Raw genomic sequence first — 19,106 nt, forward strand, 5'->3', positions numbered from 1 at the left:
GCTCCCGGGGGTCAGCCCTCGCCCTCCCGTTCGGCGAGGAAGCGCTCGAACTCGCGGCCGATCTCGTCGGCGGACGGCAGGTCCACGGGTTCGGCGACGAGGCTGCCGCGGGTCTCCGCACCGGCCACCGCGTCGTACTGGTGCTCAAGGCCCTGCACCAGGGCGACCAGTTCCTCGTCGCCCTGGCCGATCTGGCGCTCGATCTCGGTCTGGGTGCGGCGGGCCTCGGTGCGCAGGGAGTGGGCGACGCCGGGGAGGACGAGTCCGGTGGCCGCGGTGACGGCCTCCAGGGCGGTGAGCGCCGCGTCCGGGTAGGGCGAGCGGGCCACGTAGTGCGGCACGTGGGCGGCGACGCCGAGGGTGTCGAAGCCGGCCTCTTCGAGCCGGAACTCGACGAGGGACTCGGCGCTGCCGGGCACCTGGGCCTCGTCGAAGGGGCTGCGGTGGCCGGGCATGAGGTCGGTGCGGTTGCCGTGCGGGGTGAGGCCGACGGGCCGGGTGTGCGGCACGCCCATGGGGATGCCGTGGAAGTTCACCGCGAGCCGTACGCCGAGCCGTTCGACGATCTGGCCGACGGCGGCGGCGAAGCGCTCCCACTCGACGTCCGGCTCGGGGCCGGAGAGGAGCAGGAAGGGCGCGCCGGTGGCGTCCTGGACGAGGCGGACCTCGATGGCCGGGATGTCGTAGGCGGTCCAGCGGTCGCGCCGGAAGGTCAGCAGGGGCCGGCGGGCGCGGTAGTCCACCAGCCGGTCGTGGTCGAAGCGAGCGACGACCTGGTGGGGCAGGGTGTCGAGGACCCGGTCGACGATCTGCTCGCCGGTCTCCCCCGCGTCGATGTATCCCTCGAAGTGGTAGAGCATGACCAGCCCGGCCGACTCCTGCGCCAGGGCCAGGTCGACCACGGCCAGACCCTTCTGGTCCCATTCGTACAAATCCTGGGGATCAAGCACGGTTACCGCTCCTCCTCGCGTCCTCCAGGAGAACAGCCCCGGGGGCAAGGTCATTCCCGGCGGGGGCTTTCCGCGGGTCTTTCTCCGGTCTTTCTCCAGTCTTTCTCCGGTCTTTCCCCGGGCGGGCCCTGGGGGCTCTGCCGGTACGGGAGGGGGCGGGGCGCGGTTCCGCGTCCGGAAACGCGACCGGGGCCCGCTCCCCCGGGAGGGAGCGGGCCCCGGTTGTGCTAGCGACTAGCGCCGCTCAGCGGTGAGCCTGTTCAGCTCTGGCCGCCGGCGAGCTTCTCGCGCAGGGCGGCGAGGGCCTCGTCCGACGCCAGGGCGCCGGCCGTGTCGTCCGACTCCGAGGAGTAGGAGCCACCCGAGATGCCCGCACCAGCGTTGCCGGCGACCGGGGCGGCAGCGCCCTCGGCAGCGGCGGCCTCGTCGGCCTCGCGGGACTTGATGACCTGCGCCTGGTGCTGCTCGAAGCGAGCCTGCGCCTCGGCGTACTGGGCCTCCCACGCCTCGCGCTGGGTCTCGTAGCCCTCGAGCCAGTCGTTGGTCTCGGGGTCGAAGCCCTCGGGGTAGATGTAGTTGCCCTGGTCGTCGTAGGACGCGGCCATGCCGTACAGGGTCGGGTCGAACTCGACCGACGCCGGGTCGGCACCGAAGGACTCGTTGGCCTGCTTCAGGGACAGCGAGATCCGGCGACGCTCGAGGTCGATGTCGATGACCTTGACGAAGATCTCGTCGTTGACCTGGACGACCTGCTCCGGGATCTCCACGTGGCGCTCGGCCAGCTCGGAGATGTGGACCAGACCCTCGATGCCCTCGTCCACGCGGACGAACGCACCGAACGGAACCAGCTTGGTGACCTTACCCGGGACGACCTGACCGATCTGGTGGGTCCGGGCGAACTGCTGCCACGGGTCCTCCTGGGTCGCCTTCAGCGACAGGGAGACGCGCTCGCGGTCCATGTCCACGTCGAGAACCTCGACGGTGACCTCCTGGCCGACCTCGACGACCTCGGACGGGTGGTCGATGTGCTTCCAGGACAGCTCGGAGACGTGCACGAGGCCGTCGACGCCGCCCAGGTCCACGAAGGCACCGAAGTTGACGATCGAGGAGACGACGCCGGAGCGGACCTGACCCTTCTGGAGGGTCGTGAGGAAGGTCTGGCGGACCTCGGACTGGGTCTGCTCCAGCCAGGCGCGGCGGGACAGGACCACGTTGTTGCGGTTCTTGTCCAGCTCGATGATCTTCGCCTCGAGCTCCTTGCCCACGTAGGGCTGGAGGTCGCGGACGCGACGCATCTCGACCAGGGAGGCCGGGAGGAAGCCGCGGAGGCCGATGTCGAGGATGAGACCACCCTTGACGACCTCGATGACGGTACCGGTGACGATGCCGTCCTCTTCCTTGATCTTCTCGATGGTGCCCCAGGCGCGCTCGTACTGGGCACGCTTCTTCGAGAGGATCAGGCGGCCTTCCTTGTCCTCCTTCTGGAGAACCAGGGCCTCGATCTCGTCGCCGACCTTGACGACCTCGTTCGGGTCGACGTCGTGCTTGATCGAGAGCTCGCGGCTCGGGATGACACCTTCGGTCTTGTAACCGATGTCGAGCAGGACCTCGTCCCGGTCGACCTTCACGATGACGCCGTCGACGATGTCGCCGTCGTTGAAGTACTTGATCGTCTCGTCGATCGCGGCGAGGAAGGCTTCCTCGTTACCGATGTCGTTGACCGCAACCTGCGGGGTGGTGGCGGTGGTCTCGGTGCTGCTCGTCATGTGGGAAAGGGCTCCGGTACGGACATTGAAGTCGTAGGTACTGCTACGCCGAGAGCCCGTATCGCAGCTGAAGAAGCCGGACAGCCAAGGAAGCCCCTCTCCCGGGAACCGGGAAGGGCCTCGAAAACCGAGGGGACATACAACAGATGCGAGCGCGGCCTGCTCCGTCTGAGGCGCGCAGGCCCGCAGCGCAACCTTTAGCATACGGGGGCGGCCGGACAGGGTCAATGCGCGAAGCGCACAGCCGGGGCGGAACCACGCACACCCGGCACCATCGGGGGCCGTCCGCGCGCCGACGGCGGGCGTCCGCCGTCCCGCGGCACTGAGCGCAAACTACATCGACGGGCGAGATGAACCAAGACCACGGACAAGACCACGGGCGGGAAGACCGCTTCGGATCGAACCCCGACGAGGCGGAGGCGACCCGGCGTGACGCGGGGGACGCGGAGAGCAGTCGGGCCAGCCGGGGCTGGTGGGACCGGAACGCGGACGAGTACCAGCACGACCACGGCTCCTTCCTCGGCGACGACCGCTTCGTCTGGGGACCGGAGGGGCTGGACGAGGCCGAGGCGGGACTGCTCGGACCGGCGGCGGGGCTGAAGGGGCTCGACGTCCTGGAGATCGGGGCGGGCGCCGCGCAGTGCTCGCGCTGGCTCGCGGCGCGGGGCGCCCGGCCGGTGGCCCTCGACCTGTCGCACCGGCAGCTCCAGCACGCGCTGCGGATCGGCGGGGAGGTGCCGCTGGTGGAGGCGGACGCCGGGGCGCTGCCGTTCCGCGACGGCTCCTTCGACCTGGCCTGCTCCGCCTACGGGGCGGTGCCGTTCGTGGCCGATCCGGTGCGGGTCTTCCGCGAGGTGCGGCGGGTGCTGCGGCCGGGCGGGCGCTGGGTGTTCTCGGTGACGCACCCGATCCGCTGGGCCTTCCCGGACGAGCCGGGCCCGGAGGGACTGTCGGTCGCGGCCTCCTACTTCGACCGCACGCCCTACGTCGAGCAGGACGCGGAGGGGCGGGCGGTGTACGTGGAGCACCACCGGACGCTCGGCGACCGGGTGCGGGACGTGGTGGCCGGCGGCTTCCGACTGCTGGACCTGGTCGAGCCGGAGTGGCCGGCGTGGAACGGCCAGGAGTGGGGCGGCTGGTCCCCGCTGCGGGGGAACCTGATCCCCGGCACGGCGATCTTCGTCTGCGAGCGCGAGGACTGAGCCGGGAACGGTAAGGAAGGTCGGGGAAAGTCCGACAGTCCTACTTAAGGGCGGGCCTGTGGACAACCGGGCCCGCCCTTTTCGCCGCTCGTACGAGACTGAGTGCGTGATCCGACACGACGTACTCGACCTGCTTCCCGTCCGCCATGCCGTTCCGGAGCTGCTGGCCGCGCTCGACGAGCGCGGCACGGCGGTGCTGCACGCGCCGCCCGGCACCGGCAAGACCACACTGGTGCCCCTGGCGCTGGCGGGGCTCATAGGGGACGGGGCCGGGCGCCGGGTGCTGGTGGCCGAGCCGCGCCGGATGGCGGTGCGGGCTGCGGCGGCGCGGATGGCGTGGCTGCTGGGCGAGGAGGTCGGCGGGTCGGTCGGCTTCTCCGTGCGCGGGGAGCGGCGGGCCGGGCCCGCGACGCGGGTCGAGGTGGTGACGACGGGCGTCCTGCTCCAGCGGCTCCAGCGCGATCCGGAACTGGCGGGGGTGGACGCGGTCCTGCTCGACGAGTGCCACGAGCGGCACCTGGACGCCGACACGGCGCTGGCCTTCCTGGTGGACGTACGGGCCGCGCTGCGGCCGGAGCTGGCGCTGGTCGCGGCTTCGGCGACCAGCGACGCGGAGGCGTGGGCGCGGCTGCTGACCGCGCAGGAGGGCGGCGGGCCGGCCCCGGTGGTGCGCAGCGAGGGCGAGGGGCACGGCTTCGCGGTGCGGTACGCCCCGCCGCCGTCGGGGGTCCGGCCCGCGCACGGCACCTGGGTGGATCCCGCGCTGCTGCGGCACGTGGCGGCGACGGTCCGGGAGGCGCTGACGCGGCACGAGGGCGACGTCCTGTGCTTCCTGCCGGGCACCGGGGAGATCGCGCGGACGGCGGGGCTGCTCGACGGGGTGGACGCCGAGGTGCTCCAACTGCACGGGCGGGCTCCGGCGGCGGTGCAGGACGCGGTGCTGCGGGGCTCCGGAGCGGGCGGGCGGCGGGTGGTGCTGTCCACGTCGGTGGCGGAGTCGAGTCTGACGGTGCCCGGGGTACGGGTCGTGGTGGACGCCGGGCTGGCCCGGGAGCCGCGCATGGACCACGCCCGGGGGCTGGGCTCGCTGGCGACGGTGCCGGTGTCGGCGGCGGCCGCGACCCAGCGGGCGGGCCGTTCGGGGCGCGAGGCGCCGGGGACGGTGTACCGGTGCTGGTCGGAGGCGGAGGAGAGCGGCCGGGCCCGGTTCCCCGCGCCGGAGATCCGGATCGCGGACCTCACGGACTTCGCGCTGCGGGCGGCCTGCTGGGGCGATCCGTCGACGGAGGGCCTGGCGCTGCTCGACCCGCCGCCGGCCGGGGCGCTGGCGGCGGCGCGCGGAGTGCTGGAAGCGGTCGGCGCGGTGGACGGCGCGGGGCGGGTGACCGGGCGCGGCACGCGGATGGCCCGGCTCGGGGTGCATCCGCGGCTGGGGCGGGCCCTGCTGGACGGGGCGGCCGAGGTCGGGGCGCGGCGGGCGGCGGAGGTGGTGGCGCTGCTGAGCGAGGAGCCGCCCCGGGAGTACGGGGACGATCTGGCGGCCGCGTGGCGCGCGGCGCGCCGGGGCGGGGACGCCTACGGGGCGCGCTGGCGGGCGGAGGTCCGCCGGCTGGAGCGGGCGGCGGCCTCGGTGGCGGAGGACGGTCCGGGCGCTTCCGGCCGGGCGGAGGGCGGGGGCCCGGCGGCGGGTGGTGGAGGGGAGGACCGGGTGGCGGGGGTGGTGACGGCGCTGGCGTTCCCGGAGCGGGTGGCGCGGGCGCGGGAGCGGGGTGGGCACCTGATGGTGTCGGGGAGCGGGGCGCGGCTCGCGGAGGGGTCGGGGCTGCGGACGGCGCCGTGGCTCGCGGTGGCGGTGGCGGACCGGACGGCCCGGGACGCGACGGCACGGGTGCGGCTGGCGGCGGTGGTGGACGAGGCCGTGGCGCGGCGGGCGGCGGGGCATCTGCTCCGGTCGGGCGAGGAGGTGTGCTGGGAGGACGGCGACGTGGTCGCGCGGTCGGTGGAGCGGCTGGGCGCGGTGGAGCTGACGGTGCGTCCGCTGGGGGCGAAGGCGGATCCGGCGCTGGTGCGGGAGGCGCTGCTCGACGGTTTGCGGCGGGAGGGGACGGGGCTGCTGCGGTGGGGACGGGAGGCGGTGGAGCTGCGCGAGCGGCTGGCCTTCCTGCACGGGGCGGTCGGCGGGGCGTGGCCGGACGTCTCGGAGGAGGCGCTGGTGGAGCGGGCCGGGGAGTGGCTGGAGCCGGAGCTGTCGCGGGCGGTCCGGCGGGCCGATCTGGGGCGGATCGGGGCCGGGGAGGCCCTGCGGCGGTTGCTGCCGTGGGCGTCGGGCGAGGCGGGGCGGCTCGACGAGCTGGCGCCGGAGCGGATCGAGGTGCCGAGCGGGTCGCGGATCCGGGTGGCGTACGGGGAGGGGCGGCCGGTGCTGGCGGTGAAGCTCCAGGAGATGTTCGGGCTGGCCGAGACGCCGCGGGTGGCGGGGGTGCCGGTGCTGGTGCACCTGCTCTCCCCCGCCGGGCGGCCGGCGGCGGTCACCGCCGACCTGGCTTCGTTCTGGCGGGACGGCTACCGGGGGGTGCGGGCGGAGCTGCGGGGGCGGTATCCGAAGCATCCGTGGCCGGAGGATCCTTCGGCGGCGGCGCCGACCCGGCACACGAGCGCGCGGCTCAGACGGGAGGGGTGACGGGCTCGGGGGCGGGCCTCGGGCCGGGGCCCGCTCCAGGGGCGGATGCGGGTGCGGGGCGGCGGGAGCGGTGCTCCAGCCAGAGCGCGAGGGCGAGGAGGAGCAGGGCGAGGACGGCGAAGGACCAGGGGAGGTAGGAGGCGAGGAGGAGGACGCCGACGCGGTTGGCGGAGACCAGGTCGACGGTGGAGGCGATGAAGTCCTCGCGCATCTTCACGTGGCCGGCGAAGACGGTGACGGTGTCGGTTCCCATCAGGGCCTTGGCGCCGCGGAGTTCCTCCCGGTGGACCTCCTCGCCGTTGACGGGGGCGCCGGTGACGGGGTCCACCCAGAACATCCGCTTGGTGGTGTACCAGCGGGTGAGGCCGGTGGAGGCGATGAGTTCGGGGGTGATGCCCTCGATCGGCATCGTCTTGGGCATCGGCACCTGGGTCCAGGGGATGGTCTGCTCGAAGTAGTAGACCTCCAGGCCGCGGAAGGTGCGGGTGCCGGCGTAGTGGATGGGGGCGGAGGTGCGGGTCTGGGCGTCGAAGTAGAGGTAGTCGCGCTTCTCGGTGAAGAAGGGCCACTTGAACTCGATGCCCTCGCGGGTGACCCGGTCGCCGTCGACCGTCGCGCCGGGGACGTTCACGGGTTCCTGACTGTGGGCGTCGAAGACGTACCTCTCGGGGATCTTGGAGACCATCTTGCCGTCGGGGCCCATGACGTAGGAGAGGGCGTCCCAGACGACGACGTCGCGGTCGGTGCCGCGCTCGATCCGCTTCGACTCCTCGACGTTGCCCTTGAGGGTCTGGACGATCGTGATCTTCTCGACCTCGCGGGCCTTGAGGGTGCTGTAGTCGAGGAGGGTGGCGGGGCGGGCCTCCAGGGCCACCACCTGGTACTCGTTCGACGGGACCTTGGCCACCCGGGGGAAGACGTACCAGCGCAGGGTGGGGGCCATGGCGGCGAGGAAGACCGCGACGGAGAGGAGGACGAGGCTGGCTCGGCGGCGCACGGGGGCTCCCTACTTCCTGGGACCGGGATCGGTGGTGAGCAGGGGCCGCGGCGAGGTGGGGCCTTCGGGCGGCAGTTCGACCAGGGCGAAGAGCAGGACGACGCACAAGGCGGCCGCCAGTCCGATGGCGACGGCGACGAGGGCGCGCATGTCGGCCTCCCGGAAGGTGATCTGATGGGTCGTCAGGGCTGGGGCACCGTAGCAACGCGACCGTGAGATGAGAACAGTTCCGGAGCGGGAACAACCGGCGCCGGGGACGGGACGGAACGCGCGCCGCCCCCGGCGTCCCGGAGGGGGACGGCGCGGGGGCGGCGTGAGGGAGAGGGGTGCGGGTCAGGCGGACGGCGAGGGGCTCGCGGAGGTCTTGGCCGACGGGGAGGCGGACGGCGACGCGGACGGGGAGGGCGCCGCGGAGGCGGACGGCGAGGCCGTGGCCGTGGGAGCGGTCGTGGGGGCCGTCGAAGGGGACTTCGAGGCGGTGGGCTCCGGGGAGGGCTCCGTGGTCGCCGGCGGGGTCGTCGGGGGTGTGGTCGGCGGCGTGGTGGGCGGCGTCGGCTCGGTGACGGTGAGCGTCAGCTTGAGGGTGCCGCCGCCGGGCGCGGTGAGCCACAGCACGTAGGTACCGGCCTTGGCGCCCGCGACGAGGGCGTCGAGGGAGACGACGCCCTTGTCGTCGGCCTGGAGGACCTGGGTGCGGACGGGGTTGCCCGCCGCGTCCTTCTTGAAGAAGGGGCCGTCGGCGCTGGCCTCGGAGGAGGTCTCCGAGTCGCTGACCACCGCGGTGACGTCCACGCCGGGGGCGAGTGCGCCGTCGAGGCGGGCCTCGGCCTGGATGGCGCCCTGGTAGGCGGCGCCGGTCTCGGCGGTCAGCGCGCCGTCGCCGAGGCGGGTGAGGGCGTCGGCCTTGCGGACGTCGACGGTCGCCCGCAGTTCGGCGGCCGGCAGGTTGGCGCGGCCGGGGACGGTGGCGCGGATGGTGAAGTCGCCGGTCTTCTCGCCCGCCGTGAGCGCGGGGGCCTTGGCGAGGCCCTTCGCGTCCGAGGTGACGGTGACCTTGGCGGCGCCGCCCGCGAAGCGGGAGTCCGCGGTGCCGGTGATCTCGAAGAGGACGCTGACGCCGGCGACCGGGCGGCCCGCGGCGTCGAGGGCGGTGACGGCGGCGGTCTCGGCGAAGGCGCCGCCGGCGGTCGCGGTCAGCTTCGCCGTGCCGGCCTTGAGGGAGGCCACCTTGAGGGTCGCGGGGACCTCGGGCGGCTTGGTGGCCGGCGGGCGGGTCTCTCCGGGGGCGGGCTTCGACGGTGTGGTCGGGGAGGGCCGGCCCGGGGTCGGGGAGGGCGGGGCGGGGGTCGGGTTCAGCGGGACGCCGGGGCGGGGCCGGTCGCTGCGGTCGACCGGGAGCTGGCCGGTGCCGTCCGGGATCGTGTGGGTGCCGCGCTTGTAGTAGTCGAACCAGGAGAGGACGGTGTTCAGGTACTCGGTGGAGCGGTTGTAGCTGAGGATCGCCCGGTCGAGGTCGGCCTTGATGGCCAGGTTCCGGTCACCGGCGCACAGGTACATGCCCGCGGCCTGGGCGGCGTCGTAGATGTTGTTGGGGTCCTTCTTCCCGTCGCCGTTGCCGTCCTGGCCCCAGGAGGCCCAGGTGGACGGGATGAACTGCATCGGGCCGACGGCGCGGTCGTGGACCCGGTCGCCGTCGTGGAGGCCGCCGTCGGTGTCGGTGATCCTGGCGAAGCCGGCGCCGTTGAGGACCGGGCCGAGGATCTTGGTGTAGGTGGTGCCGTTGCCGTCGACGCGGCCGCCGCTCGCCTGGCCGGACTCCACCTTGCCGATGCCGGCGAGGAGTTGCCAGGGCAGGTTGCAGGCGGGGTCGGAGGCGCGGATCGACTGCTCGGCGCGGCGGTAGGCGTCCAGCACGGTCGCGGGTATGCCGGCCGCGGCGGGGCCGGTGACGATCGGCGTCTGGGGCTGGAGGGGCAGGCCGGTCACGTTCGGCGGGTTCAGCGGCGGCAGGTCGGTGTAGTAGGGCGAGTCACCCGTCGCCGAGCCGCCGTCCCCGCCGGGCGGGGTCGTGGCGTCGCCGGTGCCGATGGCCCGGTCGCCGCTGAGGTTGTCGGCGGGGGGCGGGGATATCGCCCCCGGTCCCTGCGAGGCGGCCAGTGCCGCGACCGCCGCGGCCACGATCGCTCCGCTCGTGGCGCCCCTGCGCAGTCGGCGGCCGAATTGCGCTGCCATACCGGTGCCCTCCCCATTCGACGTCGGCCGCACGCTCCCCGCGCGTGGCTCAGGCGACCCTACGCGATGTCCGTATCACGAGACACCGCAGGACGACCGGGTTTCACGCTTTCGTCACCCCTCGGCCTCCCGGCGGCCCGAGACGGAACACCGCACTCCGCATGTCCGGAAACCGTCGGGCGGTCCGCGGGGGAACCGCGCCGGGGGTGCGGCGCCTCTTGCACTCGGGCCGTCGATGCGCACGCGGGCCGTCGATCCGTACGACCGGGAGGTTCCGTTCCGTGCCCTTCACCCTGAGCCATGCCGCCGCCGTGCTGCCCGCGCTGCGGCGGGACGGGACCGCGCGCGGCCCGTTCGTCGCCTCGGCCCTCGTCGCGGGCAGTTTCTCCCCCGACCTCACCTACTTCGCGGCGACGGCCGTGCCGGGGGCGATGGAGTTCGGCGACGTGACCCACTCCCCCGTGGGGCTGGTCACCGTCGACGTGCTCATCGCGGCGGTGCTGGTGGGGCTCTGGCTGACGGTCCGCGAGCCGCTGGTGGGGCTGCTGCCCCGGCGGTGGCGCGGGCGGGTGCACGGGGTGCTGCGCGGGCGGCCGTGGCGGGACGGGCGGCCGGTGGCGCTCGCGGTCCGGTTCGCGGTCTCGGCGGCGCTCGGCGCGGCCACGCACCTCGTCTGGGACACCTTCACCCACATCGACCGCTGGGGGACGCGGACGCTGCCGTTCCTGGCGGAGGTGGTGGGCGGCTTCCCCGTCTACCAGTACGCGCAGTACGGGGGTTCGGCGCTGGCGCTCGGGCTGCTGGGGTGGTTCGGGCTGCGGGCGCTGCGGTCCGTGCCGGACGTGCCGGGGACGCCCGCCGGGGTGCCGGTGCCGGGCCGCCGGGGCCGCCGGGCGGCGGTGCTGCTGATCGGGGGCTGCGTCCTGGCCGGGGTCGCGCACCGGGTGCTGCGGTGGGCGGCGTACTGGGGCTGGAGCCGGATCGAGACCCCGCTCGACATCGTCCCGACCGCCTGCTTCGGCGCGGGCGCGGGCCTCTTCGCGGGACTGCTGCTGTACGGGACGGCGGCCCGGCTGCGGTGGCGGACGCCGGTGCCCGTACCGGCGCCCTCCCCCGTACCGGCATCGCCCGTGTCCTCCTCCGCGCGGCGCGCGCCCGGTTCCGGGGGCTGAGGGGAGACGCCGGGGGCCCGTTCCCTCCGGTCCCCTATAGCATAGAGACAGGGGACGGGAGGGAACGGGCCTCGGGTGTGCGTCAGTGGGCGGCGGAGTCCCAGTCGGGGCCGACGCCGACGGAGACGTCGAGCGGGGCGCGCAGGTCGGCGGCGGCCGACATCTGCTCGCGGACCAGGGCCTCGACGCGCTCGCGCTCGCCCGGCGCGATCTCCAGGACGATTTCGTCGTGGACCTGGAGGAGCATCCGGGAGCCGAGGCCGGCCTCGGTGAGCGCCCGGTCGACGCCCAGCATCGCGATCTTGACGATGTCGGCGGCGGTGCCCTGGATGGGGGCGTTGAGCGCCATCCGCTCGGCGGCCTCGCGGCGCTGGCGGTTGTCGCTGTTGAGGTCCGGCAGGTAGCGGCGGCGGCCGAGCATGGTCTCGGTGTAGCCAGTGGCGCGGGCCTCCTCGACGACCCGGTGCAGGTAGTCGCGGACGCCGCCGAAGCGCTCGAAGTAGGTGTCCATCAGACCGCGGGCCTCGGCCGGGTCGATGTTCAGCTGCTGCGAGAGGCCGAAGGCGGAGAGCCCGTAGGCCAGGCCGTACGACATGGCCTTGATCTTGCGGCGCATCTCGGCGTCGACGGCGGACCGCTCGACGCCGAAGACCTGGGAGGCGACGGTGGTGTGCAGGTCCTCGCCGGAGGTGAACGCCTCGATGAGGCCCTCGTCCTCGGAGAGGTGGGCCATGACCCGCAGTTCGATCTGGCTGTAGTCGGCGGTCATGAGGGACTCGAAGCCCTCGCCGACGACGAAGCCGTGCCGGATGGCGCGGCCCTCGTCGGTGCGCACCGGCACGTTCTGCAGGTTGGGGTCGGTGGAGGAGAGGCGGCCGGTGGCGGCGACGGTCTGGCTGAAGGTGGTGTGGATGCGGCCGTCGGCGGCGACGGTCTTGATCAGGCCCTCGACGGTGGAGCGGAGCCGGGCCTGCTCGCGGTGCCGGAGCATGATCACCGGGAGTTCGTGCTCGGTCTGGCCGGCCAGCCAGGCGAGCGCGTCGGCGTCGGTGGTGTAGCCGGTCTTGGTCTTCTTGGTCTTCGGCAGGTTCAGCTCGCCGAAGAAGACCTCCTGGAGCTGCTTGGGCGAGCCGAGGTTGAACTCGTGGCCGACGGAGGCGTGGGCCTCCTTGACGGCCTGCTGCACGGCCCCGGCGAACTGCTGCTCCATCGCCTCCAGGTGGTCGCGGTCGGCGGCGATGCCGTGCCGCTCCAGGCGGGCGAGGAGGGCGGAGGTGGGCAGCTCGACCTGGTGCAGGAGGTCGCGTGCGCCGACCTCTTCGAGCCGGGTCTCGAAGGCGGCGGCGAGGTCGAGGACGGCGCGGGCCTGGCTCATCAGGGCCTCGGCCTCGGCGTGGTCCTCGGCGCCGAAGGCGAGCTGGCCCTCGGTGGCGGCGGCGGGGGCCAGCTCGCGGCCGAGGTACTCCAGGGAGAGCGCGTCGAGGGCGAAGGAGCGGCGGCCGGGCTTGACCAGGTAGGCGGCGAGGGCGGTGTCCATGGTGACGCCGCCGACGGTCCAGCCGTGCTCGGGGAAGACCCGCATGGCGCCCTTGGCGTTGTGCAGGACCTTGGGGCGGTCGGGGTCGGCGATCCAGGCGGCCCAGGCCCGCTCGTCGGCCTCGTCGAGCTCGCTGGGGTCGAACCAGGCGGCCTCGCCGCCGGCGCCCGCGAGGGCGACCTCGGAAACGCTGCCGGTGCCCAGCGCCCAGGTGTCGACGGTGGCGACACCGAGGGGCCGGTCGCCGTGGGCGGCGAGCCAGGGGGCGAGTTCGCCGGAGCCGAGCACGGTGAAGTCGAGTTCGACGCCGGGGGCGGGGGCGGCCTCGGCCTCCTGGGCGGCGCCGGGGTCGACGGCGAGGAGCCGCTCGCGCAGCGAGGGGTTGCGGATCTCCAGGGTGTCGAGGACCAGGGTGAGGGCCTGGCGGTCGTACGGCTCGCGGGCCAGCTCGGCGACGGTCTTCGGCAGCTCGACGTCCCGGACCATCTCGGTGAGGACGCGGTTGAGCTTGACGGCGTCCAGGTGGTCGCGGAGGTTCTGCCCGGCGACGCCCTTGACCTCGTCGGCGCGCTCGACCAGCTCGGCGAAGGAACCGAACTGGTTGATCCACTTGGCGGCGGTCTTCTCGCCGACCTTGGGGATGCCGGGAAGGTTGTCCGACGGGTCGCCGCGCAGGGCCGCGAAGTCGGGGTACTGCGAGGGGGTGAGGCCGTACTTCTCCTGGACCTTCTCCGGGGTGAAGCGGGTCAGCTCGGAGACGCCCTTGGTGGGGTAGAGCACGGTGGTGTGCTCGGTGACGAGCTGGAAGGAGTCCCGGTCGCCGGTGACGATGAGGACGTCGAACCCGGCCGCCTCGGCCTGGGTGGCGAGGGTGGCGATGATGTCGTCCGCCTCGAAGCCCTCGACGGCGAACCGGGGCGCGTGCATGGCGTCGAGGAGCTCGCCGATCAGCTCGACCTGGCCCTTGAACTCGTCGGGGGTCTTGGAGCGGTTCGCCTTGTACTCGGGGAACTCCTCGGACCGCCAGGTCCGGCGGGACACGTCGAAGGCGACGGCGAAGTGCGTGGGCGCCTCGTCGCGGAGCGTGTTCGCCAGCATGGAGGCGAATCCGTAGATCGCGTTGGTGGGCTGCCCGGTCGCGGTGGTGAAGTTCTCCACGGGCAGTGCGAAGAACGCCCGGTACGCCAGGGAGTGCCCGTCCATGAGGAGCAGGCGCGGGCGGTTCTCTTCGGTCATCTGCGTCTTCTTCGCTGCTGTCTCGGCCACGGTGACGATCCTGCCACGGACCGCCGACATTCCCGTCCCGCTCCGGGCGGGGTGCCCGCTGTCGGTGGCGCGTGACAGGATCGGAGGCGTACCCCTCAGGTTCACCGCTCAAGGGAGAGCGCGATGGTCAGCAAGCCGCCGGCCGGCGACCCGGTCCAGGACGCACCGCAGGTCACGCCGCCGCAGCACGCCGCGGCCGGGCTGCCCGCGGTGGGGCACACCCTGCGGATCGCCCGGGAGCAGATGGGGTCGGTGCGCACGGCGCGGACACTGCTGAAGGTGAACCAGAAGGACGGCTTCGACTGCCCCGGGTGCGCCTGGCCGGAGGGCGACCGGCGGCACGTCGCCGAGTTCTGCGAGAACGGGGCGAAGGCGGTCGCCGAGGAGGCGACGCTGCGGCGGGTGACGCCGGCCTTCTTCGCCGCGCATCCGGTGGCGGAGCTGGCGGAGCGCAGCGGGTACTGGCTGGGGCAGCAGGGGCGGATCACGGAGCCGGTGCTGCTGCCGGAGGGCGGGGACCGGTACGAGCCGGTGACCTGGGAGCGGGCCTTCGCGATCATCGCGGAGGAGCTGACGGCGCTCTCCTCGCCCGACGAGGCGCTGTTCTACACCTCGGGGCGGACGAGCAACGAGGCGGCGTTCCTGTTCCAGCTCTTCGCCCGCGAGTTCGGCACCAACAACCTGCCGGACTGTTCGAACATGTGTCACGAGTCGTCGGGCTCGGCGCTGACGGAGACCATCGGCGTCGGCAAGGGCAGCGTCTCCCTGGAGGACCTGCACCGGGCCGACCTGATCATCGTGGCGGGGCAGAACCCCGGCACCAACCACCCCCGGATGCTGTCGGCGCTGGAGCGGGCGAAGGCGGCCGGGGCGCGGATCATCTCGGTGAACCCGCTGCCGGAGGCGGGCCTGGAGCGGTTCAAGAACCCGCAGACCGCGAAGGGCATGCTGCGGGGCGCGGCGCTCACCGACCTCTTCCTCCAGATCCGGATCGGCGGCGACCAGGCCCTCTTCCGGCTGCTGAACAAGCTGGTCCTGGAGACCCCGGGCGCGGTCGACGAGGAGTTCGTACGGGAGCACACGCACGGCTTCGAGGAGTTCGCGGCGGCGGCCGGGGAGGCGGACTGGGCGGAGACCCTGGCCGCGACCGGGCTGTCCCGGGAGGAGATCGGGCGGGCCCTGGAGATGGTGCTGGCCTCGGAGCGGACGATCGTCTGCTGGGCGATGGGCCTGACCCAGCACAAGCACTCGGTGCCGACGATCCGCGAGGTGGTGAACCTGCTCCTGCTGCGGGGGAACATCGGGCGGCCGGGCGCGGGCGTGTGCCCGGTGCGCGGCCATTCGAACGTGCAGGGCGACCGGACCATGGGCATCTTCGAGCGCCCCGCGCCGGCCTTCCTGGACGCGCTGGACAAGGAGTTCGGGATCGTCTCGCCGCGCCACCACGGCTTCGACGTGGTGCGCTCGATCCAGGCGCTGCGGGACGGCGAGGCGAAGGTCTTCTTCGCGATGGGCGGCAACTTCGTCGGCGCGACCCCGGACACCGAGGTCACCGAGGCGGCGATGCGCCGGGCGCGGCTGACCGTGCACGTGTCAACGAAACTGAACCGCTCGCACGCGGTGACCGGCCGGCGGGCGCTGATCCTGCCGACGCTGGGCCGCACCGACAAGGACGTGCAGCGCGGCGGGCGGCAGTTCGTGACGGTCGAGGACTCGATGGGCCTGGTGCACGCCTCGCGCGGCAACCTGCCGCCGGCGGGTCCGCACCTGCTCTCCGAGCCGGCGATCGTGGCGCGGATGGCGCGGGCGGTGCTGGGCGCGGACTCGGCGACGCCGTGGGAGGAGTTCGAGGCGGACTACGCGGCGGTGCGGGACCGGATCGCGCGCGTGGTGCCCGGTTTCGAGGACTTCAACGCGCGGCTGGCGGCGAGTCCGGGCGGTTTCGCGCTGCCGCACGCGCCGCGCGACGAGCGGCGCTTCCCGACGAAGACCGGGAAGGCGAACTTCACGGCGGCGCCGGTGGAGTACCCCCGGGTGCCGGAGGGGCGGCTGCTGCTCCAGACGCTGCGCTCGCACGACCAGTACAACACCACGATCTACGGCCTGGACGACCGCTACCGGGGGATCCGGGGCGGGCGCCGGGTGGTGCTCGTCCATCCGGAGGACGCCGAGGCGCGCGGGCTGGCCGACGGGGCGTACGTGGATCTGGTGAGCGAGTGGACGGACGGCACCGAGCGGCGGGCGCCCGGCTTCCGGGTGGTGCGCTATCCGACGGCCCGGGGCTGCGCGGCGGCGTACTACCCGGAGACGAACGTGCTGGTGCCGCTGGAGTCGACGGCCGACGTGAGCAACACCCCCGCGAGCAAGTCCGTGGTCGTGCGTCTGGAAGAATCACCGGCACCCTCCGCCTAAGCGCTTGCTCAGCCGCACGGGCGGGGGAAATCGACAGCCGTACGCAGAAGCAGCCGTACGAGGACGAACGGAGCCGGGCATGGGTGACGAGCAGCAGCAGGTGAAGTTCCCGCAGGGGGTCGTCGACGAGTACGCCGCGCTCGGCGTGGATCTGCCGGCCCTCTTCTCCGCCGGGCACCTGGGGAACCGGATGGGGGTCCGGATCGTGGAGGCGTCGGCGGAGCGGGTCGTCGGCACCCTGCCGGTGGAGGGCAACACCCAGCCGTACGGGCTGCTGCACGGCGGCGCGTCGGCGGTGCTCGCGGAGACCCTCGGGTCGGTCGGCGCCATGCTGCACGGCGGGGCGTCGAAGATCGCGGTGGGCGTGGACCTCAACTGCACCCACCACCGGGGCGCGCGCAGCGGTCTGGTGACCGGCGTGGCGACCCCGGTGCACCGCGGGCGGTCGACGGCGACGTACGAGATCGTCATCAGTGACGAGGAGGGTCGCCGGGTGTGCTCGGCGCGGCTGACGTGCATGCTGCGCGAGATCGGCCCGAAGGACGCGGAGAGCCTGCCGCAGGGCGGACGGACCGAGAGCGCCTGACCCACGGCCGGGCGGGCGGAAGCCGGACACCGGACCGGCCGCCGAATCGGCCGCCGCCGAGCCGACCGCCGCCGGACCGGCCGGGCACCGGACCGACCGCTGCCGGATCGGCCGGCCGCCGGGCTCCGGACCGGCGGGCGCCGAACGGCCGGACACCGCACGGCCGGAGAGCCGGAGGGCCCGACGGAGCACGGTCACGACGCGGTCCGGGCACGACCGGGCCGGCGGGGGCGACCTGAGCGCAAGCCGGAGCACGACCGGGGACCGGCGGGGGCGACCGGGGCCAGACCGAGGGGCGGCCGGGGCGGCGGGGCACCGGGGCGGCGATTGTCCGGATACCCGGTGGAGAAAGGCCGGAAAGGGGCGGTACGCAGGCGCGTACCGCCCCTTCGGCGTTCCGGGGGTGCTCACCCCCCGTGTCCCAACTTCCGCACGCCTGTGCCGCTTTCACGCCAGCCCCTCCCAACTCCCTTTCCTCGTAGACACGTTCGAAGGCGGTCACTTCCGGCCGTCCGGCGCCACGGCCGACCCCTCCCCCGGCCTTCACTTTCGTCACCATGTGTAATCAGTCCCGGGTTCCGCCGTCGAGTGCCGAGGCTTGACATCCGTCCGCTCAGTTCGGACCCCCTGTCCGATATCCGGAGACCCGGCGAAGTTCCCCGTCAGTACCAAGATTCCCTCAAGCCCCTTAGCGGAACTGGGCGTTCTCACGATGTGAACACCGTGTTACACGCCGCTATGACCAGATTCGCCCGGCGCGACGGGGCCTCCTCCACCCGTCGGCATAACAAGACAGTCACATCCTTCCCCCGCCGCTCCCCGACCCTCCCCACCTGCGCTTAGAGTCACGGCCAGTCACCGCGCCGCCGGGCGCGTCCTACTGCACGGCCTCGTACCAACCTCAGTACGGCCCGGCGTTCATACGGCACCTCTTGCTCCGCAGCTCCACGGCACCGCCTCAGCAGAGGGGGCCGCGCCTGGGAAAGGAACCTTCGTGCGAAACCGTTCGTTGCTCATACTCACCACTGCGGTCACCGCGGGAGCACTCACCCTCACCGCCTGCGGTTCGCGCGACGACAAGGGCGGCAGTGACGGCGGCGCGAGCGGTGGCGTGACCGTCACCATCGGTCTCGACGCCCCGCTCACCGGCGAGCTGTCGGCCCTCGGCCTCGGCATCAAGAACTCCGCCGACCTCGCGGTCCAGACGGCCAACAAGAAGGAGTACGTCAAGGGCGTCACCTTCAAGCTGGTCGCCCTCGACGACCAGGGCCAGCCTTCCTCCGGCCAGCAGAACGCCACCAAGCTGGTCGCCGACAAGTCCATCCTCGGCGTGGTCGGCCCGCTGAACTCCTCCGTCGCCGAGTCGATGCAGAAGGTCTTCGACGACGCGAAGCTGGTCGAGGTCTCCCCGGCCAACACCAACCCGTCGCTGTCCCAGGGCCCGAACTGGGCCACCGGTGACAAGAAGCGCTCCTACGCGTCGTACTTCCGCACGGCCACCACGGACGCCATCCAGGGCCCGTTCGCCGCGCAGTACGTCTTCAACAAGGCCAAGAAGACCAAGGCCTTCATCATCGACGACAAGAAGACCTACGGCGCCGGCCTCGCGGGCACCTTCAAGGGCGAGTTCGAGAAGCTCGGCGGCAAGGTCATCGGCACCGAGCACGTCAACCCCGACACCAAGGACTTCTCCGCGGTCGCGACCAAGGTGAAGAGCTCCGGCGCCGACGTCGTCTACTACGGTGGCGAGTACCCGGCCGCCGGCCCGCTGGCCAAGCAGATCAAGGAGGCCGGCGCGAAGGTCACCGTCGTCGGCGGTGACGCGCTCTACAGCCCCGAGTACGTGAAGCTCGCCGGCGCGGCCGCGGCCGAGGGCGACATCGCGACCTCCGTCGGTTCGCCGATCGAGAGCCTGCCGTCCGCCAAGGAGTTCCTGGCGAACTACAAGAACGGCGGCTACAAGGAGGCGTACGAGGCGTACGGCGGCTACTCCTACGACTCGACCTGGTCGATCATCGAGGCCGTCAAGAAGGTCGTCGACGGCAACGGCGGCAAGCTGCCCGACGACGCCCGCGCCAAGGTCGTCGAGGCCATGCAGTCCGTCTCCTTCGACGGTGTGACCGGCAAGGTCTCCTTCGACGAGTTCGGTGACACCACCAACAAGCAGCTCACCGTCTACACGGTCAAGAACGGCGCCTACGCCCCGGTCGAGTCCGGCACCTTCGGCGGCTGATCACCGGTCCCGCTCGCACCACTCAGCACCACCTACATCGCGCGGGGGGCCGCACCAGGCGCCCCGCGCGGTG

Annotated in this window: 12 protein-coding genes; 6 read left to right on the forward strand and 6 right to left on the reverse strand. The window is 73.1% G+C overall.

The window, feature by feature from the left end:
• Positions 1-11 precede the first annotated feature (11 nt).
• Together IE219_RS13750 and rpsA are read right to left on the reverse strand one after the other, a co-directional pair.
• Positions 12-950: a PAC2 family protein gene (locus IE219_RS13750; RefSeq protein ID WP_189976971.1), complete on the reverse strand. Its 939-nt coding sequence runs from the start codon at positions 948-950 to the stop codon at positions 12-14.
• 260 nt (positions 951-1,210) lie between these two features.
• Complete coding sequence (gene rpsA / locus IE219_RS13755; protein WP_189976972.1) at positions 1,211-2,716, reverse strand: 30S ribosomal protein S1; 1,506 nt, start codon at positions 2,714-2,716, stop codon at positions 1,211-1,213.
• Positions 2,717-3,066: 350 nt separating this feature from the next.
• On the opposite strand from rpsA, the gene IE219_RS13760 reads away from it, so the two are divergent.
• Together IE219_RS13760 and hrpB are read left to right on the forward strand one after the other, a co-directional pair.
• Entirely contained in the window at positions 3,067-3,918 is an 852-nt protein-coding gene (locus IE219_RS13760) for a class I SAM-dependent methyltransferase (RefSeq protein WP_189976973.1), read from the forward strand.
• A gap of 106 nt (positions 3,919-4,024) precedes the next feature.
• A complete protein-coding gene (gene hrpB / locus IE219_RS13765; RefSeq protein ID WP_189976974.1) occupies positions 4,025-6,598 on the forward strand; it encodes an ATP-dependent helicase HrpB in 2,574 nt (857 codons plus the stop codon).
• Here hrpB and pgfA read toward each other — a convergent pair.
• The 3 genes from pgfA to IE219_RS13780 all read right to left on the reverse strand — a co-directional run bounded on the left by pgfA (position 6,582) and on the right by IE219_RS13780 (position 9,827).
• Positions 6,582-7,595, reverse strand: coding sequence for a cell envelope lipid trafficking protein PgfA (gene pgfA, locus IE219_RS13770; protein WP_189976975.1), 1,014 nt, complete (start codon positions 7,593-7,595; stop codon positions 6,582-6,584). The two genes, hrpB and pgfA, sit on opposite strands and share 17 nt — an antisense overlap.
• Positions 7,596-7,604: 9 nt before the next feature.
• Positions 7,605-7,745: an SPW_0924 family protein gene (locus tag IE219_RS13775; protein WP_189976976.1), complete on the reverse strand. Its 141-nt coding sequence runs from the start codon at positions 7,743-7,745 to the stop codon at positions 7,605-7,607.
• 183 nt (positions 7,746-7,928) lie between these two features.
• The gene (locus IE219_RS13780) at positions 7,929-9,827 is read right to left on the reverse strand and encodes a lytic transglycosylase domain-containing protein (RefSeq protein WP_189976977.1); all 1,899 of its coding nucleotides are present in this window, start codon (positions 9,825-9,827) and stop codon (positions 7,929-7,931) included.
• A 281-nt stretch (positions 9,828-10,108) separates the two neighbouring features.
• Between IE219_RS13780 and IE219_RS13785 the strand changes: the two genes are divergently transcribed.
• Positions 10,109-10,999, forward strand: coding sequence for a DUF4184 family protein (locus IE219_RS13785; protein ID WP_189976978.1), 891 nt, complete (start codon positions 10,109-10,111; stop codon positions 10,997-10,999).
• Positions 11,000-11,081: 82 nt separating this feature from the next.
• Here IE219_RS13785 and polA read toward each other — a convergent pair whose 3' ends face one another.
• On the reverse strand, positions 11,082-13,802 hold the full coding sequence (polA, locus tag IE219_RS13790) for a DNA polymerase I (RefSeq protein WP_189976979.1): 2,721 nt from the start codon (positions 13,800-13,802) through the stop codon (positions 11,082-11,084).
• Between the two features lie 123 nt (positions 13,803-13,925).
• On the opposite strand from polA, the gene IE219_RS13795 reads away from it, so the two are divergent.
• From IE219_RS13795 to IE219_RS13805, 3 genes are all read left to right on the forward strand, one after another.
• Positions 13,926-16,214 carry an FdhF/YdeP family oxidoreductase gene (locus tag IE219_RS13795; RefSeq protein WP_189976980.1) on the forward strand — a complete coding sequence of 763 codons (2,289 nt, stop codon included), beginning with the start codon at positions 13,926-13,928 and terminating at the stop codon, positions 16,212-16,214.
• Positions 16,215-16,293: 79 nt separating this feature from the next.
• The gene (locus tag IE219_RS13800) at positions 16,294-16,800 is read left to right on the forward strand and encodes a PaaI family thioesterase (RefSeq protein ID WP_189976981.1); all 507 of its coding nucleotides are present in this window, start codon (positions 16,294-16,296) and stop codon (positions 16,798-16,800) included.
• Between the two features lie 994 nt (positions 16,801-17,794).
• Entirely contained in the window at positions 17,795-19,033 is a 1,239-nt protein-coding gene (locus tag IE219_RS13805) for a branched-chain amino acid ABC transporter substrate-binding protein (protein ID WP_189976982.1), read from the forward strand.
• The last annotated feature ends 73 nt before the right edge of the window (positions 19,034-19,106 follow it).

It is taken from the genome of Streptomyces termitum (assembly GCF_014650175.1).
Classification (GTDB): Bacteria; Actinomycetota; Actinomycetes; order Streptomycetales; family Streptomycetaceae; genus Streptomyces; species Streptomyces termitum.